Origin of the sequence: Aquibium sp. ELW1220 (assembly GCF_030398385.1) — a bacterium.
Taxonomy (GTDB): Bacteria; Pseudomonadota; Alphaproteobacteria; order Rhizobiales; family Rhizobiaceae; genus Aquibium.
This window is the reverse complement of the sequence record NZ_JAOAOQ010000026.1, coordinates 45,930-66,473: the sequence shown is the minus strand read 5'-3', so window position 1 is coordinate 66,473 and position 20,544 is coordinate 45,930. Positions and strand designations below refer to the sequence as shown.

The following is a 20,544-nucleotide window of genomic DNA, read 5'->3' as shown; positions in this document are numbered from 1 at the left end:
GGCCATAAAGTGGCGACGGCAACAGGGCAACAGCCGCAGTGGCCGAGGCGTCAGCCGACCAGCCAGAAGCGGATGATCCAGGCGACAGCCCCGAGCGAGGCGATGCTTGCCAGCCAGATGCCGATGAACCAGGCTACCCGAACGCCCCAGGCGCGTGGCGGGAGCCGTTCGCCCGCCTGGTGTCGCGGTATCTGTCCCGCCATCAGTGATAGCCCGCGTCCGGATCGATCTTGCCGCGGAAGATCCAGTAGGCATAGGCGGTATAGCCCAGGATCAGCGGAATCAGCACCACGGCGCCGATCAGCATGAAGACCTGGCTCTTCTCGGGTGCGGCGGCATCCCAGATCGTCACCTCCACCGGAACGACATAGGGCCACATGGCGATACCGAGCCCGACGAAGCAGAGCGCGAAGAGCGTGATCGCCTGCAGGAAGGGGCGATACTCGTGGCGGTGAACGGTCAGGCTGTTGAACATCCGCCAGGCGACGAACAGAACGGCGGCGCCGACGAAAACCGCCAGCACGATGCCCCAGCCGGTGAACCAGCGATTGTAGTAGCCGTCCTGCAGGAACGGCGTCCACAGGCTGACGATGCCGATGAAGCCAAGCGTGACGAGGCCGAAGGGCCATGCAAGGCGCCGCATGCGGTCCTGCAGGTCTCCCTCCGTCTTCATCACCAGCCAGGTCGCACCGAGCAGGCAGTAGCCGGTCATGACGGCGATGCCGGTGACGACGGAGAATGGCGTCAGCCAGTCGAACCAGCCGCCCGCATAGCTGCGCGTCGTCATGTCGACGTCGATGCCCTGGAGCAGCGCGCCGAGTGCCACACCCTGCGAGAAGGAGGCCATGGCGGAGCCCGAGATGAAGGCGAAATCCCAGACGCCGCGCCAGCGCTCGGTGCGCCAGCGGAACTCGAAGGCGACGCCGCGGAAGATCAACGCCAGCAGCATGGCGATGATCGGCGCGTAGAGGGCCGGCAGTACCAGCGCGTAGGCGAGCGGAAAGGCGGCGAACAGCCCTCCCCCGCCGAGCACGAGCCAGGTCTCGTTGCCGTCCCAGACGGGCGCCACCGAATTCATCATCACGTCGCGGTCGCGCTTCTCGGGCGCCACCGCAAACAGCATGCCGAGCCCCAGGTCGAAACCGTCGAGCACGACATAGGCGAAGACCGCGAAGGCGATCAGGAAGGCCCAGACAACCGTCAGGTCGACATTCACGCCGAGACCGAATTCCATCAGCGTGCCTCCTCTTCGATCCTGGGGCCGTGGTCAGTCGGCGTGCCTTGCGCAGGCCCGGGGGCGATGCCCGCCGTGCGGATCGGTGCCCGCGTCTCCCAGTCGTCGGGGCCGCCGGTGATCGGCGCCTTGGCCATCAGCCGCAGCACGTAGAACGTGCCGGCGCCGAAGACGATGAAATAGACGATGACGAAGGCCATGAGCGAGACGCCGACAGCGGAGGCGTCGAGTGGTGCTGCCGAATCGGCCGTCCGCAGATGGCCCCAGATCGTGTAGGGCTGGCGGCCGACCTCCGTGGTGACCCAGCCGGCTAGCACCGCGACCAGTCCCGACGGACCCATCACGACCGCGAAGCGGTGCAGCGGGCGGCTGGTGAAGAGGGTGCCCCGCCAGCGGGCGACCAGCGACCAGCCGCCGACGGCGACCATCAGCAGACCGAGCCCGACCATGATGCGGAACGACCAGAAGACGATCCCGACCGGCGGCTGCTCGTCATCGGGAATCGTGTCGAGGCCCGCCAGCGGCGCCGTGAGGCTGTGGTTGAGGATCAGCGAGGAAAGGCCGGGAATGCCGAAGGCATAGTCGAGGCGCTGTTCCTCGTCGTTCGGGATGCCGAACAGGTACAGCGGCGCCCAGCCGTCTGGATGGCTCTCGTAATGGCCCTCCATCGCCATCACCTTCTGCGGCTGGTGCTCCATGGTGTTGAGCCCGTGCAGGTCGCCGATGAAGACCTGGATCGGCGCCACGATGGCCGCCATCCACATCGCCATGGAGAACATCCGCCGCGCGCCGGGATTGTCGCCTGCAGTGTGGCGAAGCAGGTGCCAGGCGCCGACGCCGCCGACGATGAAGGCTGTGGTCAGGTAGGCGGCCGTCACCGTGTGGACGAGCCTGTAGGGGAAGGACGGATTGAAGATCGATTCCCAGAAGTTGGTGGGCATGAACTGTCCCGTGACGGCGTCGATCGTGAAACCCGCCGGCGTATGCATCCAGGAATTCACCGACAGGATCCAGAAGGCCGAGAGCAGCGTGCCGACGGCGACGACCGCGGTCGCCACCATGTGCAGCGCATTGCCGACGCGCTCGCGACCGAACAGCATGATGCCGAGGAAGCCCGCCTCCAGGAAGAAGGCCGACAGCACTTCATAGGCCATCGGCGCGCCGATCACCGGGCCGGCCTTGTCGGAGAAGACGCTCCAGTTGGTGCCGAACTGGTAGCTCATGACGATGCCGGAGACGACGCCCATGGCGAAGACCAGCGCGAAGATCTTCTTCCAGTAGTCGAACAGGACCCGGTAGACCTGCCCGTAGCCGGCGAGCCAGAGGCCGTTCAGGACGGCGAGATAGCTGGCCAGCCCGATGGTGAAGGCCGGGAAGAGAAAATGGAAGGAGACCGTGAAGGCGAACTGGATACGAGCCAGGAGAACCGCGTCGGCATGATCGAACATCGGAGCCTTGAGCCTCGCGGGCGCGAGGCCTCCTCTTTCGCTGCGTTAGGCTCCTATGTATCCGCCTGCCGCCACGGGACAACCTGCCGGCGGTGCGTCATATGGACTGCACCGCCGCGCGTCATGCGCCACCGATGCCGTCACAGGCTGAAGATCTTGCCCGGGTTCATGATGTTCAGCGGGTCGAGCGCGCGCTTGATCGCGCGCATGACGTCGACACCGGCACCCAGTTCCTTCTCCAGGAAGCCCATCTTGCCCTGGCCGATGCCGTGCTCGCCGGTGCAGGTGCCGTCCATGGCGAGCGCGCGCGTGTTCAGCCGCGCGATGAAGGCTTCGAGTTTTTCGATGTCGCGCGGGTCATTGGCGTCGATGAGCGGCGAGACATGGAAGTTGCCGTCGCCGACATGACCGACGATCGGCGCGACGAGACCCACCTCGGCAATGTCCCGCTCGGTCTCGACGATGCATTCCGCGAGCCGCGAGATCGGAACGCAGACGTCGGTGGCCACCGCCTGGTAGCCGGGACGGAGCGCCTTGACGGAGTGGTAGGCATTGTGCCTGGCGCTCCACAGCCGCGTCCGCTCCTCCGCCTCGCGGGTCCACAGGAAGGGGCCGCCGCCGAACTCCGTCGCGATCTCGCCGAACAGTTCGGACTGCTCCGCGACACCGGCATCGGTGCCGTGAAACTCCAGGAACAGGCAGGGGCTCTCGGGGTAGGCGAGCTTCGCATAGGCGTTGATCGCCTGCATCTGCAACTGGTTGACGAGTTCGATCCGCGCCACGGGGATGCCCATCTGGATCGTGGCGATGACGGCATTGCAGGCGGCTTCGACGCTCGGAAACGGGCATACGCCCCCCGCGATCGCCTGGGGAATGCCCTGCAGGCGCAGAGTCAGGGACGTTATGATGCCCAGCGTCCCCTCCGAGCCGACGAGGAGCCGCGTCAGGTCGTAGCCGGCGGAGGTCTTGCGAGCGCGCGTGGCCGTCGTGATCGCGCGGCCGTCGGCCATCACCGCCGTCAGCGCCAGCACATTGTCGCGCATGGTGCCGTAGCGCACCGCATTGGTGCCCGAGGCGCGGGTCGAGGCCATGCCGCCGAGGCTTGCATTGGCGCCCGGATCGATCGGGAAGAACAGGCCGGTGTCGCGCAGATGGGTGTTTAGCGCCTCGCGGGTGACGCCCGGCTCGATGACGCAGTCGAGGTCCTCGGCATTGACCGCAAGGATCCGGTCCATGCCCGACAGGTCGACCGAAATGCCGCCGGCCGGCGCGTTCACCTGTCCCTCGAGCGACGTGCCCGTGCCGAACGGGATGACGGGCACGCGATGCTCGGCGCAGACCCGCACGACGTCCTGGACGTCTTCCGTCCGCCGCGCGAACACGACGGCGTCGGGCGCCTGGGCCGGGAGGTAGGTCGTCGTGTGCGCGTGCTGCTCGCGGATCGCCCTGCCCGTCGCGAGACTTTCTCCGAAACGCTGCTTCAGGATGTCGATTGCGGTCGCGATACCGCTTTCGTTGCGGTCCATGCGCACGAGATCAGCCAATGCCATCCGTTGCTCCTCCCTGGCAGGCTTGTGATCGGCGCCTGCTTGCTTCATCTGTTGGCGCCGGACGGCGCCGCTGGCGCATGCTTAAACCGTCCATCATCTCGATCAAGCCATCCGCAGCAAGGATTCCGCCATGACCGTCAGCGCTCCGTTCCTTTCCAGCACGATGGACATCGAGGAGAGCTGGATCGATTACAACGGCCATCTGAACATGGCCTACTACAACGTCTTGTTCGACCGCTGCGCCGACGAGGCCTTCGCGCTCATGGGCATGGGACCGGACTACGCCGCCTCTCGCCGGCTGACGATCTACACCGCCGAGGTCCATGTCTGCTACGTCCGGGAACTGCATCTGGGCGACAGGGTGGAAGGTACGTTCCAGCTGATCGATCATGACGAGAAGCGGCTGCGGTCCTACCAGGAGATCCGCCACGTGGACGGATGGCTCGCAGCGACTTCCGAGACCCTGACGCTGCACATCGACATGGGCGGGCCGAAGGTGGCGCCCTTCCCCGCAGACATCATGGAACGGGTCGAGACGATGGCGGTCGCCCACGGCACTCTGCCGATGCCCGAGCGCGCCGGGCGGTCGATCGGCATCCGCCGCAAGCCCTGATCGCCGCACGGAACCGGCTCAGATGCTGGCGCGCCTGCGATCGCACCTGACGGGCCGGCTCGGCTGGCTCGGAGCCAACCTGCGCGATTTCAGGGCAGAGCGGCAGCATGTCCTGTGGGCGCTGGCGCTCCTCGTCGGCTTCGCGGCTGGCGTCGTTGCGGTGCTGTTTCGCGAACTGATCGGCCTGATCCAGCTGCTCTGGATCGGCTCGTCATCCGAGAACACGCTCACCGCGGCGCGTTCCGCTGCCTGGTGGCTCGTTCCGCTCGGCCCCCTGATCGCGGGACTCGCCGTCGGCATCCTCCTGCACCGGATCTCGTCGCGCCGGGCGGGCGGTGTCGCGGACGTCATCGAGGCGCGCGCCTATTCCGGCCGCACGCTCGGCCTTCGCGACGGCCTCTGGTCGGCGCTCGTTTCGGCCATCACGGTCGGCGGCGGTGGCAGCGCGGGGCGCGAAGGCCCGATCGTCCATCTCGGCGCCACGCTGGGCGAAGCGATCGCCCGGCGTGCGGCGCTGCCGGAATGGTGCCGCCGAACGCTCCTGTCGGCCGGCGTGGCGAGCGCGGTGGCCGCCTCCTTCAACGCCCCCTTCGCGGGGGTGCTCTTCGCACACGAGGTGGTTCTTGGGCACTATGCGTTGCGCTCCTTCGTCCCGATCATGCTCGCGGCGACCGCAGGCAGCCTGATCTCGCGACAATGGTTCGGCCCGGACGCGGCGTTCACCATGCCGGATTACGCCGTCGTCTCCTATTTCGAGTTCCCGGCCTTCGTCCTGCTCGGCATCGTCTGCGCTGCTGTCGCGCTGCTGTTCCAGCTCGCCCTGCGGATCGCAGACGACGGCGCGCGCCATGTCGACGTGCCGCTCTGGCTGCGCCCGGCGATCGGCGGCGCAGTCGTCGGCCTGATCGGCCTCGCCTTCCCGCAGGTGCTCGGAGTGGGCTACGAGACCACAAACCTCGCCCTGTCGGGACAACTGTCGCTCGGGCTGATGCTGACGCTCATCATCGTCAAGACGGTCACGACGGCGATCACGCTCGGATCGCGCTTCGGCGGAGGCATATTCTCGCCGGCGCTCGTCGTGGGCGGCCTGACGGGTGCCGCCTTCGGGTCCCTTGCCCAGTCGGTCTTTCCCGACCTCGCTTCCAGCGGCGGCCTCTATGCGATCCTGGGGATGGGCGCGGTAGCCGGAGCCGTCTTCGGCGCGCCGATCTCCACCGCCATGATCGTCTTCGAACTCACTGGCGGATACCGCCTCTCCATCGCGCTCCTGCTCACGGTGGCCGTGGCGCAGGGCATCGTCCAGGCGCTGCACGGTTACTCGTGGTTCCAGTGGCAGCTGCGCCTGCGCGGGCTCGACCTGCGTGAGGGACCGCACAAGCCGATTGGCGCCAATGCAAGGGTCATGGATTTCATGGAACCGCTCGGCGACGGCGCGTCACCGGAATTCCCGGATGGCGGTCGTGGACCGGCGCTACGCCCCACCGACACGTTGGCCACCGCGCTGCGCGCCTTCGACGTCGGCGGCTTCGACCGACTGCCCGTCGTCGATCCGTCGAGCGATCAGACCATTGTCGGATGGGCCAGCCATCTGACCGCGCTCCAGCACTTCAACCGGGCGCTGGTGCAATCGTCGGTCGAAGAACATCGCTGAGCGATTCTTTGCCTTGTACGCCGCCATGTTCCGGTGTCTTTTTCTCACTCAAGAGCCCGATCGTCTGTTAACCATCCTCCGCTGACGACGCGGTGTGACTGCACGAGACGGTTGATCTCACGGGCGTATCCGTCAACTATGTCGAGCGTAGCGAGTCAAAGGCGGGGGTCTGAAATGACGAGCGATATCAAGCGTCTGTCGCGTCGTCTCGCGCAGAGTCCGCTTGCGACGGACTATGATTTCTGGCGTGCCCTGCGCGATCTCAACGACGAGATATATGCCACCACGAAGCGTGGCGAACCCGTACCGATCGATATTCTGCGGCTGCGTGCAACCCTGCGGCGAGAGCGGGCGGCGCGCCTGCAAACGGTGGACTGACCAGCGCGCCGGATGCACTCAGGCGAGGTGTTCCCGGAAGAACGCTACCGTACGCTCCCACGCCAGATTCGCCGCGGCCGCATCATAGCGGGCTTGCGACGTGTCGTTGTTGAACGCGTGCTGGACGCCTTCGTAGATGTGGATGGTGAAGGCCTTTCCGGCCGATTCGAGCGCTGCCCTGTAAGCGTCGATGCCGGCATTGATGCGCTCGTCCTGGCCCGCATAGTGCAGGAGCAGAGGCGCTTCGATCTTCGCCACGTCCGCAGCATCGGCCTGCCTTCCATAATAGGCGACGCCGGCGTCGAGCGCGGGCGATGCGACGGCCAGTTCGTTGACCGCACCACCGCCCCAGCAGAAGCCCATGGCCCCGACCTTGCCATTGGTGAGGTCGTGCTCTTCCAGGAATGTCACCGTCGCGACGCCGTTGGCGGCGACTGCCGCGCGGTTGAGCTGGCTAAACATCCCGCGCGCCTTTTCCTCGTCTTCGGGCGTGCCGCCGAGCGGCGAGAGATAGTCGGGCGCGAGCGCGACGAAACCCTCCAGCGCCATCCGTCGCGCGACGTCGCGGATGTGCGGATTGAGACCCCGGTTCTCATGGATGACGATGACAGCGGGCAGCTTGCCCGTCGCATCGGCCGGACGGGCCAGATAGCCCTTCATCTCCCCGTCCGCGCCGGGATAGGCGATGTCTTCGGCGACCAGCCGTCCGTCGTCGGGCGCCACCATCGCGGCCCTCGCCGAACTGGCGGCCAGCATCGGCGCGATCGCTGCCGCCGCCGCGCCGGAACCGGCCAGCCTGGAGAGCTTGGCCATGAAGCCCCGCCGATCGAGCGTCAGATGGGTGTATTCGTCATAGGCGTCGATCATCGCCTGGGTGATCTTCATGTCCGACATGCGTGTCTCCTCCACATCCGTTTGCGACGCGAAGGCTAGGAAGGACTGGAGGGCGGGTCGAATCACGGCTGCTTGATCGGCCTTCGCGCGCGTCTGCCGACAGGGAACGCCTGTCCCGTTCAGAAAAAAGAACGGGGCGGGGAAGTCGCGACTGTGAAGTGCGTCATATTGGAGGCCGGCCGTTTCTCCTCTATAGTTCCGCCACGTCAACAGTCGGAGGAAATGGGAAATGGAGTTCACGCGTCGTGATCTTCTGGCCGGAGGATCGGCCCTGGCCGCTGGAATGGCGGTTGGCGGTCCAGCCGCGGCCGCAGCCAAAAAATCCTGGTTCGCAGGCACCGCGGTCGACAACGACGTCACGTGGAAGCGCACCAATTTCGAGGCCATCGATCCGGCGTGGCGGCGCCAGATCGTGAAGTACTATTCGTCCGAACCGGCCGGCACGGTCGTCGTCGACACGATGCACCACTTCCTCTACCTCATCGTCGAGAACCAGACGGCGGTGCGCTACGGCGTGGGTGTCGGCAAGGACGGCTTCAAGTGGTACGGCCGCGCGAACGTCGCCCGCAAGGCGCTCTGGCCGCGCTGGACGCCGCCACCCGAGATGCACGCCCGCAAGCCCGGTCTGCCGCAATATGTCGAGGGCGGTGCGCCGGACAATCCGCTCGGGCCTCGCGCCCTCTATCTCTATCGCGATGGTACCGACACCGGCTACCGCTTCCATGGGACGCTCGAGCCTTGGAGCATCGGGACCGACGCATCGTCGGGCTGCATCCGCATGTTCAACGAGGACGTGATGGATCTCTATCAGCGCTGCCCGATCGGGACGGCGGTGCAGGTGCTTCCGCACATTGCAGACAACGCGCCGAAGAAAGGCTGAGCGAGACTCCGATGACACTGAGGATGCACAGCCTTCGCGCATTTGCGCTCGGAGCCTTCGCGCTGGCGATGGCCGGTTGCTCGACGACAGCGCTCGAGCCGCCGGTGCCGGACGTCACCAATGCGCCGGCCGCCGGCTTCGCCAACATGCAGCCGGGATCGGAAGAGGACTTCATCCTCAACGTCGGCCGCCGGACCTATTTCACCGAAGGATCGGCCGCCCTCGACCCAGTCGCCAAGACCACGATCGACAACCAGATCGCCTGGCTGAAGAAACACCCCCGCTGGCTGGTCAAGCTGCAGGGCTTCGCCGACGATCCGGGCGGCGACGCGGTGATGAACGACCTGTCGCGCCGGCGCGCCGAAGCCGTGATGAACTACATGATCGCCGGCGGCATCGATGCCAACCGCCTCTGGGCGAAGGGCTATGGCAAGGAACGTGTCGTGCGCGATTGCACCGACACGGCCTGCCGGGTGCAGAATCGTCGGGTGATTTCCAACCTGCGCGAAGAGAAGGACGGCGCGGCCTGAAGCGGCCGGCCGCTGCCTCCTTCGCAGTGGTCCGCGCCTAGCCCCTCACCGTCCCAGGCTTCGCCCGGGCCACCGCTCCCGCCGACGGGGGGAGAGGAAACGCGCGCGGCCGGCTTCGTCGTCCTGGCCGACGGAAGAGCATGCCGGGGCGCCCCTTACCTTCGTCATCCCGGAACGGCGTCCGAGCGAAGCGGAGGACGACGTATCCGGGATCCATGCCTCGGTGCCGGTCGTCGAGCGAGACGGTGGAGAAGGAAGCGACCGGGTTGTCGGCGTCGTCCCGCTTTTCGGCGACTGCCGAGGTATGGATCCCGGGTCTGCGCCTCCGCTCCGCTCCGGCTTCGCCCGGGATGACGAAAGAGAAGGGGGCGATCGGCGGATGCAGCGACCCTCCAGAGCCGTCGCAGAGGCGTTCCGGATACGCCGTCCTGCGCTGCGCCCGGACGCCGGTCCGGGATGACGCGGCGCGGCGGGGGCGGTCTCCGCTTCGGTCGGCATCCGGCGCCTTCGCGCGCCTCAATGGCGGGCGGCGCGCTCGCTGGCGGCGAGGTCGGCGGTCGTCTTGGCCAGGCGGAAAGCGAGTTCGCGGATGATCCGTGTCGCCAGTTCCGGGAACTCCTTGATCAGGTCGAGCAGATAGCCCTTGCCGATCTTCAGCGCCACGAGCCTGCCGTTGGCGCGCACCGTCGCCGAGCGGGGAATGTCGCAGAACACCGACATCTCGCCCACCAGCGCATGGTCGCGCAGTTGCGCCACGACCACCTCCGTCCCGCCCGTCTCCGACACGATGTCGGCGACACCGCTCAGCACGATGAAGGCGGCGTCGCCCTGATCGCCCTGGCGGAACAGCAGCTGGCCGTCCTCATATTCGACCTTGTCTGAAGCATAGGCGAGAAGCTTGAGCTTGGACGGATCCATTGCTGCGAACAGCGGGATCTTTCGAAGAACCTCGACTTCGTCCTTGAGCGTGCTCATCGGAGATGTTCCCTCATTTCGCGGCGTCAGCAATCGCATGCGGCTGCGGTTCGTCGGCCTTGCGCTCCGTCTCGACGAAGCCGCCGTTGGAATAAGTCAGCACGCGATCGAACCGTTCCGCAAGATCGTCGTCAAGCAGCACGACCACGAAACCGGGACGGAAATCCGGCTCGTCCTGCAGGGGGCCATCGATCAGCCGCGTCATGATCTCGCGACGCCCGGCCGCATCCATGGCGCCGAGCACCTCGTTGAAGACGATGATGTCCGGCTTCTTGAGCAGCGCGCGTGCCACGTGGAGCTTCTGGCGCTGCTGGTCGGAAAGGCGACGTCCGCCGTTGCCCATCTCGAAGCTCAGGCCGGCCTGCAGCAGTCCGTCCGAGATGCCGGTGCGCGCCACCAGTTCCTGGACTGCGGCCAGCACCTTTTCCTTGCCGTCGACCACCGTCGAGGAGACGCGGCCGAGAAGGATGTTGTCGAGCACGGATGCGGTCGGGTTGTAGCGATCCGGATCGTGAAAGAAGACCGGCGCCTCGGCCATACCACCGATCTCGCCGCGCAGGTCGTTTCGAGCGGCGAGAATCTTGGCCTCGGTCTCGGCGTCCAGAACGCCGAAGCGGCTCTGCGCCTCGCAATAGTCGAAGGCGAGGCGGAACACCTCGTCCCGGTCCGAGAGCTTCTGCGGACCCTTCTTGCCCTTGGGCGCAGCCTCCTGCCGTTGCGGCTCCTGCCGCTCGGCCATCTTCAGCCGGCCGACGATCTCCTTCAGCCTGACGATCTCCTCATAGGTGACGTCGGCCACCGTCTCGAAGATCTTGGAGTCGGGCGCCAGGTCGCCGAACAGTTCGATCCGCGCCTCGGCGATCCGCTGGCCCATCTCCTGGAACGCCGACCGCAGGCCGTTGCGCTCCAGGATCGCCAGGATCGTCGGGTTGCGCGGCAGTTCGTTCGGTGCCCAGGCGGGGTCGAGCGCCGTGCCGAACAGCAGGTTCTCGCCGACGGTCGCCTGCGAATTGTAGAGCTCCGGGTGGAAGGACTGGACGATGCCCTCCACGCCGAGCGAGGCGGCGTTCTCGCGGAACTCGTGCCGGACCTCGACGATCTTGTCGGCGAATTCCTTGTTCTTCGCCGGGTCGACGGTGCCGCGCAGGCCGAGGTCCTGGATCTGCCGGGTCAGGCCGGCGACCTCCAGCACGCGCGCGACATGCGCGTCGAGGCCGGCTTTCCCACCGACTCCCAGATCCTCGTAGTCGATCCACTCCGAATCGGCCGAGGGAGGCACGTGGTTCAGCATGCCGGCGGTCGTCGGCCGCTTCGCGGTGGACCCGCGCTGGCTCTCGTCGGTAGGGCGATTCTTCAGCACCATCAGCAGGTTGTCCCTGATGGTTCCGGCCGGGAAATAGGTGTTGCCGTCTGCGTATCCGATGCGCCGGCCGGTCAGGCTCTCCGGGTGATCGTCGATCGCCTTCCCATCGAGCAGGATGGTTCCGGCCGCCGGCAGGACCAGCCGCACCAGCGCGCCGGCAAAGACGCTCGCCGCCGTCCGTGCCGCATCATCGCCTCGGGTAACGATGGCCATGCGGTCGCCCGGCTTGATGTGGAGGCGCACGTTCTCCAGAACGGTCCGACCCGTCTCGTCGTCGAGCTTGACGTGATCCAGGTCGTAGCCCTTCTCCAGTCGCGGCACCGCCTGCGGCGGCATGGTCTGCAACTCGGGCGCGATCAGGCCGTCGTCGCGGAAGGAATCGATCGTCTGCTCGTAGCGCGCCTCGTTCATGAGGCGGATCTGGTCGTAGTCGATCAGTCCCTTGATCGGTCCCGGCAGGTCCTTGTAGGCGGCGATGACGGCAACGAGCTGGCCGATGTCGAGCCGTCCGGTGATCACGAAATAACCGCCGATCAGGTAGAACAGGAACGACAGGAACTGCATCAACAGGTTGTTGACGTACTTGACCGTGAACTTCCGCTGGTAGAGCTCGAAGCGGATGTCGAGGATGTTCTGCAGCAGGCCGTAGTGGCGCGCGCGCGTATAGTTCGACATGTCGTTGACATGGATGTCGGGCGCCATGTCCACCGTCTCGGCGACCTGACCCGCGAGCTTGCGCGCCTGGATCTGGCGCTGACGCCCCAGCAGGATCAGCTTGCGGCGCATCCTCGGGATGAGCCAGATCTGGAAGGCGACGATGGCGATCGTCAGAAGGCCGAAATAGACGCTCTGCAGGAACAGGAAGAGCAGGCCGGTGATGGCCTGGCCGCCGAGGAACAGCGGCAGCGAATAGGCGTCGCCGACGAATTCGCCGAGCGGCTCCACCTCGTCCTTGATCACCGACGCCACTTCCGCGCCCTTGAGGTTGCGGAACCGTGCCACCCGGTAGCGCAGCACGCGGTCGAGCAGCGTGTAACGGAGCTGGCGCAGCACCTCCTCGCCGAGCTTGCCCTTGTAGGTGTTGGTGTAGAGCTTGAACCAGCCGTTCAGGAACACGAAGCCCATGAACAGGATGCACAGCGCAAACAGCATCTCGATGCGGTCGAGCTGCAGGCCCCCGAACAGTTCGATCTCGCGGCCGAACATCGCCTCCCCATAGGGCAGCGTCAGCCGCAGAAAGGGCTGCGTCGCATCGATCGCGTCGAAATTGCGGCCCTGAATCGGGCCGTTGATGATCTGCTTGGGCAGCTCCAGCGACAGGAAGTAGAACGGCATCGACGCGATGATCACGAAGAGCAGCCAGACCTGCTTCAGCCGCGAGTTCTTCCAGATGAATTTGAGTAGGTTGCGTTCCAAAGCCGACGGCGACCCCCTCGCCAACTCGCTACGTCGCCCTACTGTGCACGTTGGCCGGGCGAGTTCAACTGGGTGCGGAAAAAACCCTTCCGCGCCAACCAATAAGCCGATGATTGGACCGGCGCCGGATCAGCCGAACAGGCGGTCGCCCTGCTCGTCGATCATCTGCCGCGCCTTGCGGAACGAGATCTCGACCGCGGCATCCATGGCCGCAAAACGGTCGGCGCGGATCAGCCGGTGTTCCCTGGTCGTGCCCTCGACGTCCTTGGTGATGACGGCGCAGGTCTGGTACTGGCCGTCGGCCTTGAACGGCGTCGCACGGATGGTGAATCCCTTGTACTCCTGCGCCTCGGAAGCCTCCGGCTCGGCACCGCTGCCCTCGCCGCCGCCACCGATGCCGAACAGTTTCTTCAAAAAGGACATCGTCTAGTCTCCCGGTTCCAGGCACCGGCCTTCCGCCGCGCGATCACCACGCAACCTAGCCTCCCGCCGGCGCGGGGACCAGTCCCGACGGACCGAAAGGCGCGGTCACGGCAGCAAGCAGCGCGTTCAGTCGCCGCCGCCGAGATGACGTTCGCCCTCGTCTGCAAGCGACTCGAAGGGATCGAGCGTCAGCGCGAAGACTGTCGACGGCACGCGGACGTTGGCGATCGAGCGGTACCATGTCTCGGCTGCGTGGTTGGCTGTATCGACGCCCCACCAGATGTGCTGGCGACCGGCGCGGCGTGTCTCGGCCGCCATGGCGGCGAGCAGCGCCCGCCCGAGTCCGGCACCGCGATGCTCGGCATCGACATGAAGGTCGCTGAGATAGAACCCCGGAGAGGCGTAGCCGGACTCGTGCGTGGGCGAGGCCGCAGCATAGCCCGCGATCGCGCCATCCGGCGCTGCGGCCACCAGAACGACCATCGGCAGGTCGGGTGCGAGGAAATGCGCCGCCACGTTCTGCGGCGTGATCGCGCCCGGATCATATCCATGGTGAGTCGCGAGCGCCTTCACCTGCCGGTAGAGTTCGTCCCGATCGGCCGGACCGGCCCTGCGAATCGCAAAAGGTCCGGTCATGGCGATAGATGCAGCACGATCTCGCGCCGGTGCGGGCGCCGACGATGCTCGAAGAGATAGATGCCCTGCCACGTCCCGAGCAGCATGCGTCCACCGGATACCGGGATGGACAGCGAGGTCGCCGTCAGCGCCGCCTTGATGTGCGCCGGCATGTCGTCGGGACCTTCGGTGGTATGGACGATCCAGTCCATCGAAGGCGCGTCGGCCGGGGGCACGAGCCGCGCGAAGAATGCGTCGAGGTCGCGCCGGACGTCGGGATCGGCGTTCTCCTGGATCAGAAGCGAGCAGGAGGTGTGGCGCACGAAGACGGTCAGGAGCCCCTCGTCCACGCCGCATGCGCGCACGAAATCGGCGGCCCTGCCTGTGAACTCGGTGAGGCCGGATCCATCGGTATCGATCGTCAGGCGCGTCTGCGGCATGTCGGTTCCCGTTCGAGCGTCGTCTTGCACGGCGCCGACGGGGCGTGTCAACGCGGGCGGCGCATCCGCATCAGACCGCTGCGGAGTGGCGGGCCTGCCCGGTTTCGAGATAGGCGTCGAAGCGCGCGGCGATCGTGCGCACGAGCGGGCGGTGATCCTCCGGAACGACGAACAGATCCTCCTCGCGCCGCAGCACCGGATCGGGTCCCGCCTGGGCCAATCCGGCCGCGATCGCCACCAGCGGCGTCGCGGTCGCGCCGAAGCGCTGCCTCGCCTCGCGCGCGTCGAAGGCGAAGTTGCACATCAGGTTCTCGATCACCCAGCCACGGGCGCGATCCTCTTCCGTGAAGGCGACCCCGCGAACCGTGGCTAGCCCGCCGTCGTCGACCATCCGCTGATAGAACCCGGTCGCCGGCTGGTTCTGCGCATGTCCCTGTCGGAAGCGGCTGATCGACGAAGCTCCGAGGCCGATCAGCGTCTCGCAGGCATCTTCCGTATAGCCCTGGAAGTTGCGCTTGAGGCGTCCGTCGCGGGCGGCAACCGCCATGCCGTCATCCGGCCGGGCGAAATGGTCGAGGCCGATCCGCTCGTATCCGGCGGCCTCGATCATGCGGGCCGCCATCAGCGACTGCTCGTAGCGCGCCTGCGCGCCGGGCAGCGCCTCTTCAGGGATCATCGTCTGGTGCTTCTTGAACCAGGGCACATGCGCATAGCCGAACAGCGCGATTCGATCCGGCAAGAGGCTCAGCGCCTGCGCCACCGTCGCGGCGAGCGTGTCGCAATCCTGGTGCGGCAGGCCGTAGAGGAGATCGAGGTTGACGGAGCCGACGCCCCGCGCGCGCAGCCCTTCCACCACATCGCGGGTGCTTTCGAAGCTCTGCTCGCGGTTGATTGCCGCCTGCACCTTCGGATCGAAATCCTGGACGCCCAGGCTCGCCCGCGTCATGCCGATGCCGGCGAGCGCGTCGAGGCGGTCGGCCGTCATGTCGTTGGGGTCGATCTCGACGCTGATCTCGGCATCGGCCGCGAGGATGAAGCTCCGTCGCAGCGTATCGCCGAGCCTGTGCATGTCGGCCGGAGAAAGCATGGTCGGCGAGCCGCCACCGAAGTGGATCGCGCCCACCCTTGCCCGGCCGGAAACGAGCGCGCCGACTGTCGCGATCTCGCGGCAGAGCGATGTGACGTAGGCGGCCACAGGATCATACTGGCGGGTCTGCTTGGTGTGGCAGGCGCAGAACCAGCACAGGCGATCGCAGAAAGGCACATGGAGATAGAGCGACAGGCTGTCGCCGTCCGGGATGGCGCCGATCCACGCACGCACGGCCTCGCCCGTGACGCCCGCGTGGAAATGCGGCGCCGTCGGATAGCTCGTGTAGCGCGGCACCGCCTCGTCGAGGCGGACGTCCTTCCTGTTCTGCATCGCTGGCCCGTCTTGCATCGCTGGCTCCAATCCGTCGGGCGAAATCTGACAAAGGAGGGCCGTGCCGGCCTTGATTTCGGTCAAGACGGTTGCGGATGAGACAATCTGGCGCGAGATTGGTCCGGCGATCTCCGCTATGGAGGTGGCAGCTTCGGGCGGCGAGATGACAGACAGGCTGGATATCCATACGAGCGGCATCCCCGCGCTCTGCGCTGCCTGCGAGGCGCGGCATCGCGGCGTCTGCGGCGCGCTGGAGCCCGAGCAGCTCGTGGCGCTGTCGAGGACGTCATCGAAGCAGCGCGTCCAGCCGGGCGCCGAGCTCGTCGGCGACGAGGAGACCGTCGACCATTATTCCAACATCCTGTCGGGTGTCGTGAAGCTGACCAAGACGCTGTCCGACGGGCGCCAGCAGATCGTCGGGCTGCAGTTTGCGCCCGATTTCCTGGGGCGACCGTTCCGGACGGAAAGCGCCGCCAATGCCGAAGCGGCGACAGAAGTCTCGCTCTGCTCCTTTCCGCGCGCCACGATCGAGCGGATGCTGCGCGAGAGCCCGCAGCTCGAGCACCGCATCCTGACCCAGACCCTGAAGGAACTCGACGAAGCCCGAGACTGGATGGTCACGCTCGGTCGCAAGACGGCGGCCGAGAAGGTGGCGAGCTTCCTCCTGCTGATCGCCCGCAACATCGATCCAGGCCGTTCAGCCGGCCATGCCGTCAGCTTCGACCTGCCGCTGACGCGCGCCGATATTGCCGACTTCCTCGGCCTGACCATCGAAACCGTCAGCCGGCAGCTGACGCGGCTGCGCACCGACGGCGTGATCTCGATCGAGCACAACCGACAGGTCTCGGTCGCCAATCTGTCGCGGCTCGAGGCCCGATCCGGAATCTGACCTTTTCAAGATGGATCACCCCCGGCCCGTCACGACAACGTGTCGGAGCCCTATGCCGCGGGCCCCGTTGTCCTCCCAGCCACGAGGCTAAACCTCACAACAGGGAGAAACTTACATGAAGATTCATATTCTTGCCGCCACCGCACTGGTGGGCATCGCAGGCGTCGCGCACGCCCAGAACAACGCGAACTCCTCGGCCCAGACAGGCCCGCAGATCGATGCGGTCGACGCCATGATCGAAGGCAACCGGATCACGAACATAACGGTCGAGATCAACCGTCCCGGCTATCTCGTCATCCACAACGACGGCGTCGGCGCTCCGCCGGCCTCGCTCGGCCATATCGCCCTGACGCAGGGGCGCACTGGCAACATCAGCATCGAGGCCGACGGGCCGCTCGACCCGGCCAGCAATCTGACGCTCATGCTGCACTACGAGACCAACGACAACCAGACCTACGATTTCGGTCCGGGCAGCACGGACGTCGACACCCCGGTGATGAACGGCGACGCCGCGGTGGTGGTCCCCGTCAAGCCGGCGATGTAGTCGGTACCGACCACAGCGAAATCTACGGGCGCCCTCGGGCGCCCGTTCTCACGTCCGCACGCCATTCGTCCGTCATCACCCCGATCGCCGGCAGGACGTGGTCGCGCTCGAAGGCGACGTGGCGGCGGACGGCTTCGAAGAACGCCCGCAGCATGAATCCCACCGCCTCCGGATTTTCGATCGGATCACCGTGGCCGATCGCCAGCAGAACCTCCGAGAGATCCTGAGCGGCGCATTCGTCCTCGACATGCTCCGTCTTCAGACGGCTCACGGTGGCGAGCGAGCCGCTCGCGCGGGCCTGCGCCGCCTCGAAGGCCGGGTAGACCACCTCCTCCTCATATTCATGGCAGCGCCGGAGAAGCGGCACCAGCGCGCTGGCGATCTCGAGGCAGCGGAATCGGTCGACGTCATCCGGAAGTCGATCCGCGATATCCTCGAGGGCCTCGCACAGCCGCAGCTTCGAGTGGTGCGCGTTGGTCATCTCCACGCAGGGCGTCAGTCCGTCGCGCCCGCATGCGCCCGAAACCGGGCACGTCTGCGGCAACTCGCACGCTTCCATGGCAGGCCTCCTCTCCTCCTCGGTTACTGTCCGGTCTCGCGTCTGCTGCATGACGGTGATCCTGTCAGAGCCACACTCAGACGGTATTGACCTGGATCAAGGCACCTCGACCCCCGAATGCGCGACACGGAAGGCGGAGCGGCTCCTCAGAGTCGCACGTCCGTCAATAGCGCAAGCGGGGATCGAAATGAGATACGGCGCGGAAATCGTGGGGATAGGCGTCTTTGCCTTCCTGGCGTTGCTCGGCGCGGCCTTTGCGGCCGACGTCGCCTTTCAGCAACATATGTGGGTATTGTTCGCCGTGCTGGTCATCAGCGCGGCGATCCTGATGAGAAACATCTCCTTCGCGCCGAAGGCGGCGGCCAGCATCCCCTTCCGCGAAGGGGACACGGCCTACATGGACGACGTGGTGCGCTACGGCACCATTGCAACCATGTTCTGGGGTGTCGTCGGCTTGCTCGTCGGCGTCGTTGTGGCGCTGCAGCTCGCCTACCCGGACCTCAACATCGAGCCCTGGTTCAATTTCGGCCGCATGCGGCCGCTGCACACCTCGGCCGTCATCTTCGCCTTCGGCGGCAACGCGCTGATCGCAACCTCCTTCTACGTCGTTCAGAGGACGTCCAGGGCCCGGCTCTTCGGGGGAAACCTGGCCTGGTTCGTCTTCTGGGGCTACCAGCTGTTCATCGTCATGGCCGCGACCGGCTACCTGCTGGGCATCACCCAGAGCCGCGAATATGCCGAGCCTGAATGGTATGTCGACCTGTGGCTGACGCTCGTGTGGGTCGCCTACCTGCTGGTCTTCCTCGGAACGATCATCAAGCGCAAGGAACCCCACATCTACGTCGCCAACTGGTTCTACCTGTCCTTCATCGTGACGATCGCGATGCTGCACGTGGTGAACAACCTGGCGATGCCCGTGTCGTTCGTCGGCTCGCAGAGCTACTCGGCGTTTGCCGGCGTCCAGGACGCGCTGACGCAGTGGTGGTACGGCCACAACGCGGTGGGCTTCTTCCTCACGGCCGGCTTCCTCGGCATGATGTATTACTTCGTGCCCAAGCAGGCCGGACGCCCGGTCTATTCCTACCGGCTGTCGATCATCCACTTCTGGGCGCTGATCTTCCTCTACATCTGGGCCGGTCCGCACCACCTGCACTACACCGCCCTGCCCGACTGGGCGCAGACGCTCGGCATGGTCTTCTCCATCATGCTGTGGATGCCCTCCTGGGGCGGCATGATCAACGGCCTGATGACGCTCTCGGGCGCCTGGGACAAGCTGCGCACCGACCCCATCATCCGCATGATGGTGCTGGCCATCGCCTTCTACGGCATGTCGACCTTCGAGGGTCCGATGATGTCGATCAAGGCGGTCAATTCGCTCAGCCACTACACGGAATGGACCATCGGCCACGTTCATTCGGGCGCGCTCGGCTGGGTCGGCATGATCTCCTTCGGCGCCATCTACTACATGGTCCCGAAGCTGTGGCAGCGCGAGCGGCTCTATTCGCTGCGCCTCGTGACCTGGCACTTCTGGCTCGCAACCCTCGGCATCGTGGTCTACGCGGCCGTGATGTGGGTCGCCGGCATCCAGCAGGGCCTGATGTGGCGCGAGTACGACGATCAGGGCTTCCTAGTCTACTCCTTCGCCGAATCCGTCGCCGCGATGAAGCCCTACTACATCGTCCGCGCCATCGGCGGCCTGATGTATCTCGCCGGAGCCATCGTCATGGCCTGGAACGTCTACATGACCATCCGCGGCTACCAGCGCGAGGAAGAGCCGATCGGCGGCTACGTTCCCGCTGCCCAGCCGGCCGAATAAGGAGAAGCGACAATGGCATTGCTCGACAAGCATGCGATCCTCGAGAAGAACGCGACCCTGCTCCTTGCAGGGTCCTTCCTGGTGGTCACCATCGGCGGCATCGTGGAGATCGCGCCGCTCTTCTACCTGGAGAACGTGATCGAGAAGGTGGAGGGGATGCGTCCCTACTCGCCGCTCGAACTGGCCGGCCGCAAGATCTACGTCCGGGAGGGCTGCTACGTCTGCCACAGCCAAATGATCCGCCCCTTCCGCGACGAGGTCGAACGCTACGGCCACTACAGCCTGGCGGCGGAATCCATGTACGACCACTCCTTCCAGTGGGGCTCGAAGCGGACGGGGCCCGACCTGGCCCGCGTCGGCGACCGCTACTCCAACGAATGGCATGTCCAGCATCTGATCGAGCCGCGCTCGGTCGTGCCGGAATCGATCATGCCCAGCTACGCCTTCCTCAAGGACACGCCGCTCGCGGTGAACGAGTTCGAGACGCATCTCGTCGCCAATGTCCGCGTCGGCGTGCCCTATACCGAGGACATGCTCGCCAATGCCCGCGCCGACCTGGTCGCACAGGCCGACGTCAACGCCGACACGTCCGCGCTCCTGGAGCGCTATCCCAAGGCGAAGGTCGGCGACTTCGACGGCAATCCGAATGCGCTGAGCGAGATGGATGCACTCGTCGCCTATCTCCAGATGCTCGGCACGCTGGTCGACTTCTCGACCTATGACGAAGCCGCCGGCTACCGCTGAGGAGAAGCGCGATGGACTATCACACGATGCGTGAATTCGCCGACAGCTGGGGGCTGCTCTTCCTGACCCTGTTCTTCGTCGGCGTCGTGCTCTTCGCCTTCCGGCCGGGCAGCAAGAAAAGCGCCGAAGAGGCCGCCCAGATCCCACTCAAGGACGACTGAC

At 66.0% G+C, this 20,544-nt stretch carries 22 protein-coding genes; 10 read left to right on the top strand and 12 right to left on the bottom strand.

All coding sequences use genetic code 11. The annotated features are described in order from the left end of the window. Nucleotides 1-50: 50 nt before the first annotated feature. From N1F91_RS20825 to N1F91_RS20810, 4 genes are all read right to left on the bottom strand, one after another. Nucleotides 51-203 (bottom strand): DUF2474 family protein, encoded by a 153-nt coding sequence (locus tag N1F91_RS20825; RefSeq protein ID WP_289995122.1) that lies wholly within the window; start codon nt 201-203, stop codon nt 51-53. Then, the gene (gene cydB / locus N1F91_RS20820; protein WP_289995144.1) at nt 203-1,216 is read right to left on the bottom strand and encodes a cytochrome d ubiquinol oxidase subunit II; all 1,014 of its coding nucleotides are present in this window, start codon (nt 1,214-1,216) and stop codon (nt 203-205) included. The genes N1F91_RS20825 and cydB overlap by 1 nt, the downstream gene beginning before the upstream one ends. 17 nt (nt 1,217-1,233) lie before the next feature. Continuing rightward, nucleotides 1,234-2,682, bottom strand: a complete 1,449-nt coding sequence (locus N1F91_RS20815) for a cytochrome ubiquinol oxidase subunit I (protein WP_289995121.1) — start codon at nt 2,680-2,682, stop codon at nt 1,234-1,236. Nucleotides 2,683-2,822: 140 nt separating this feature from the next. Beyond that, the gene (locus tag N1F91_RS20810) at nt 2,823-4,232 is read right to left on the bottom strand and encodes an FAD-linked oxidase C-terminal domain-containing protein (protein ID WP_289995120.1); all 1,410 of its coding nucleotides are present in this window, start codon (nt 4,230-4,232) and stop codon (nt 2,823-2,825) included. Between the two features lie 130 nt (nt 4,233-4,362). Between N1F91_RS20810 and N1F91_RS20805 the strand changes: the two genes are divergently transcribed. The 3 genes from N1F91_RS20805 to N1F91_RS20795 all read left to right on the top strand — a co-directional run bounded on the left by N1F91_RS20805 (nt 4,363) and on the right by N1F91_RS20795 (nt 6,874). Continuing rightward, complete coding sequence (locus N1F91_RS20805) at nt 4,363-4,845, top strand: thioesterase family protein (RefSeq protein ID WP_289995118.1); 483 nt, start codon at nt 4,363-4,365, stop codon at nt 4,843-4,845. A gap of 22 nt (nt 4,846-4,867) precedes the next feature. Then, nucleotides 4,868-6,496, top strand: a complete 1,629-nt coding sequence (locus N1F91_RS20800) for a chloride channel protein (protein WP_289995116.1) — start codon at nt 4,868-4,870, stop codon at nt 6,494-6,496. Between the two features lie 174 nt (nt 6,497-6,670). Continuing rightward, on the top strand, nt 6,671-6,874 hold the full coding sequence (locus N1F91_RS20795) for a hypothetical protein (protein ID WP_289995113.1): 204 nt from the start codon (nt 6,671-6,673) through the stop codon (nt 6,872-6,874). Between the two features lie 18 nt (nt 6,875-6,892). Here N1F91_RS20795 and N1F91_RS20790 read toward each other — a convergent pair whose 3' ends face one another. Continuing rightward, nucleotides 6,893-7,768: a dienelactone hydrolase family protein gene (locus N1F91_RS20790; RefSeq protein WP_289995110.1), complete on the bottom strand. Its 876-nt coding sequence runs from the start codon at nt 7,766-7,768 to the stop codon at nt 6,893-6,895. Between the two features lie 229 nt (nt 7,769-7,997). Here N1F91_RS20790 and N1F91_RS20785 point away from each other — a divergent pair, with 229 nt between their 5' ends. Continuing rightward, nucleotides 7,998-8,648, top strand: coding sequence for a L,D-transpeptidase (locus N1F91_RS20785; RefSeq protein ID WP_289995108.1), 651 nt, complete (start codon nt 7,998-8,000; stop codon nt 8,646-8,648). Nucleotides 8,649-8,659: 11 nt separating this feature from the next. Continuing rightward, complete coding sequence (locus N1F91_RS20780; RefSeq protein ID WP_289995107.1) at nt 8,660-9,178, top strand: OmpA family protein; 519 nt, start codon at nt 8,660-8,662, stop codon at nt 9,176-9,178. A gap of 516 nt (nt 9,179-9,694) precedes the next feature. Here the strand turns inward: N1F91_RS20780 and N1F91_RS20775 are convergent. The 6 genes from N1F91_RS20775 to hemN form a co-directional block, all read right to left on the bottom strand. Next, the gene (locus tag N1F91_RS20775; protein ID WP_289995106.1) at nt 9,695-10,153 is read right to left on the bottom strand and encodes a cyclic nucleotide-binding domain-containing protein; all 459 of its coding nucleotides are present in this window, start codon (nt 10,151-10,153) and stop codon (nt 9,695-9,697) included. A 13-nt stretch (nt 10,154-10,166) separates the two neighbouring features. Then, the gene (locus N1F91_RS20770) at nt 10,167-12,932 is read right to left on the bottom strand and encodes an ABC transporter transmembrane domain-containing protein (protein WP_289995105.1); all 2,766 of its coding nucleotides are present in this window, start codon (nt 12,930-12,932) and stop codon (nt 10,167-10,169) included. A 129-nt stretch (nt 12,933-13,061) separates the two neighbouring features. Next, entirely contained in the window at nt 13,062-13,355 is a 294-nt protein-coding gene (locus N1F91_RS20765) for an HlyU family transcriptional regulator (protein ID WP_289995104.1), read from the bottom strand. Between the two features lie 126 nt (nt 13,356-13,481). Then, nucleotides 13,482-13,991, bottom strand: a complete 510-nt coding sequence (locus tag N1F91_RS20760; protein WP_289995102.1) for a GNAT family N-acetyltransferase — start codon at nt 13,989-13,991, stop codon at nt 13,482-13,484. Then, entirely contained in the window at nt 13,988-14,410 is a 423-nt protein-coding gene (locus N1F91_RS20755; RefSeq protein WP_289995100.1) for a secondary thiamine-phosphate synthase enzyme YjbQ, read from the bottom strand. Before N1F91_RS20755 ends, N1F91_RS20760 begins: the two co-directional genes overlap by 4 nt. Before the next feature lie 70 nt (nt 14,411-14,480). After that, nucleotides 14,481-15,848 (bottom strand): oxygen-independent coproporphyrinogen III oxidase, encoded by a 1,368-nt coding sequence (hemN, locus tag N1F91_RS20750; protein WP_289995099.1) that lies wholly within the window; start codon nt 15,846-15,848, stop codon nt 14,481-14,483. A 145-nt stretch (nt 15,849-15,993) separates the two neighbouring features. On the opposite strand from hemN, the gene N1F91_RS20745 reads away from it, so the two are divergent. Together N1F91_RS20745 and N1F91_RS20740 are read left to right on the top strand one after the other, a co-directional pair. Beyond that, nucleotides 15,994-16,719 carry a Crp/Fnr family transcriptional regulator gene (locus N1F91_RS20745; RefSeq protein ID WP_289995143.1) on the top strand — a complete coding sequence of 242 codons (726 nt, stop codon included), beginning with the start codon at nt 15,994-15,996 and terminating at the stop codon, nt 16,717-16,719. A 115-nt stretch (nt 16,720-16,834) separates the two neighbouring features. Further along, nucleotides 16,835-17,263 (top strand): hypothetical protein, encoded by a 429-nt coding sequence (locus N1F91_RS20740; RefSeq protein WP_289995098.1) that lies wholly within the window; start codon nt 16,835-16,837, stop codon nt 17,261-17,263. A 22-nt stretch (nt 17,264-17,285) separates the two neighbouring features. Here N1F91_RS20740 and N1F91_RS20735 read toward each other — a convergent pair whose 3' ends face one another. Further along, nucleotides 17,286-17,822 carry a hemerythrin domain-containing protein gene (locus N1F91_RS20735; protein WP_289995097.1) on the bottom strand — a complete coding sequence of 179 codons (537 nt, stop codon included), beginning with the start codon at nt 17,820-17,822 and terminating at the stop codon, nt 17,286-17,288. A gap of 187 nt (nt 17,823-18,009) precedes the next feature. On the opposite strand from N1F91_RS20735, the gene ccoN reads away from it, so the two are divergent. Genes ccoN through N1F91_RS20720 form a run of 3 tightly spaced genes read left to right on the top strand, consistent with a single transcriptional unit; the run spans nt 18,010 to nt 20,543 of the window. After that, on the top strand, nt 18,010-19,638 hold the full coding sequence (gene ccoN / locus N1F91_RS20730) for a cytochrome-c oxidase, cbb3-type subunit I (protein WP_289995096.1): 1,629 nt from the start codon (nt 18,010-18,012) through the stop codon (nt 19,636-19,638). A gap of 12 nt (nt 19,639-19,650) precedes the next feature. Then, nucleotides 19,651-20,382 carry a cytochrome-c oxidase, cbb3-type subunit II gene (gene ccoO / locus N1F91_RS20725; RefSeq protein WP_289995095.1) on the top strand — a complete coding sequence of 244 codons (732 nt, stop codon included), beginning with the start codon at nt 19,651-19,653 and terminating at the stop codon, nt 20,380-20,382. A gap of 11 nt (nt 20,383-20,393) precedes the next feature. Further along, complete coding sequence (locus N1F91_RS20720) at nt 20,394-20,543, top strand: cbb3-type cytochrome c oxidase subunit 3 (protein WP_289995094.1); 150 nt, start codon at nt 20,394-20,396, stop codon at nt 20,541-20,543. The last annotated feature ends 1 nt before the right edge of the window (nt 20,544 follow it).

Coding starts and splice junctions, on each gene's coding strand:
- N1F91_RS20740 (WP_289995098.1), top strand. CDS start 16,835: ATGAAGATTCATATTCTTGCCGCCACCGCACTGGTGGGCATCGCAGGC.
- ccoO (WP_289995095.1), top strand. CDS start 19,651: ATGGCATTGCTCGACAAGCATGCGATCCTCGAGAAGAACGCGACCCTG.
- N1F91_RS20775 (WP_289995106.1), bottom strand. CDS start 10,153: ATGAGCACGCTCAAGGACGAAGTCGAGGTTCTTCGAAAGATCCCGCTG.
- N1F91_RS20780 (WP_289995107.1), top strand. CDS start 8,660: ATGACACTGAGGATGCACAGCCTTCGCGCATTTGCGCTCGGAGCCTTC.
- N1F91_RS20755 (WP_289995100.1), bottom strand. CDS start 14,410: ATGCCGCAGACGCGCCTGACGATCGATACCGATGGATCCGGCCTCACC.
- N1F91_RS20790 (WP_289995110.1), bottom strand. CDS start 7,768: ATGTCGGACATGAAGATCACCCAGGCGATGATCGACGCCTATGACGAA.
- N1F91_RS20760 (WP_289995102.1), bottom strand. CDS start 13,991: ATGACCGGACCTTTTGCGATTCGCAGGGCCGGTCCGGCCGATCGGGAC.
- N1F91_RS20785 (WP_289995108.1), top strand. CDS start 7,998: ATGGAGTTCACGCGTCGTGATCTTCTGGCCGGAGGATCGGCCCTGGCC.
- N1F91_RS20805 (WP_289995118.1), top strand. CDS start 4,363: ATGACCGTCAGCGCTCCGTTCCTTTCCAGCACGATGGACATCGAGGAG.
- N1F91_RS20800 (WP_289995116.1), top strand. CDS start 4,868: ATGCTGGCGCGCCTGCGATCGCACCTGACGGGCCGGCTCGGCTGGCTC.
- N1F91_RS20810 (WP_289995120.1), bottom strand. CDS start 4,232: ATGGCATTGGCTGATCTCGTGCGCATGGACCGCAACGAAAGCGGTATC.
- N1F91_RS20815 (WP_289995121.1), bottom strand. CDS start 2,682: ATGTTCGATCATGCCGACGCGGTTCTCCTGGCTCGTATCCAGTTCGCC.
- N1F91_RS20745 (WP_289995143.1), top strand. CDS start 15,994: ATGACAGACAGGCTGGATATCCATACGAGCGGCATCCCCGCGCTCTGC.
- N1F91_RS20720 (WP_289995094.1), top strand. CDS start 20,394: ATGGACTATCACACGATGCGTGAATTCGCCGACAGCTGGGGGCTGCTC.
- N1F91_RS20765 (WP_289995104.1), bottom strand. CDS start 13,355: ATGTCCTTTTTGAAGAAACTGTTCGGCATCGGTGGCGGCGGCGAGGGC.
- N1F91_RS20795 (WP_289995113.1), top strand. CDS start 6,671: ATGACGAGCGATATCAAGCGTCTGTCGCGTCGTCTCGCGCAGAGTCCG.
- hemN (WP_289995099.1), bottom strand. CDS start 15,848: ATGCAAGACGGGCCAGCGATGCAGAACAGGAAGGACGTCCGCCTCGAC.
- N1F91_RS20825 (WP_289995122.1), bottom strand. CDS start 203: ATGGCGGGACAGATACCGCGACACCAGGCGGGCGAACGGCTCCCGCCA.
- N1F91_RS20735 (WP_289995097.1), bottom strand. CDS start 17,822: ATGGAAGCGTGCGAGTTGCCGCAGACGTGCCCGGTTTCGGGCGCATGC.
- ccoN (WP_289995096.1), top strand. CDS start 18,010: ATGAGATACGGCGCGGAAATCGTGGGGATAGGCGTCTTTGCCTTCCTG.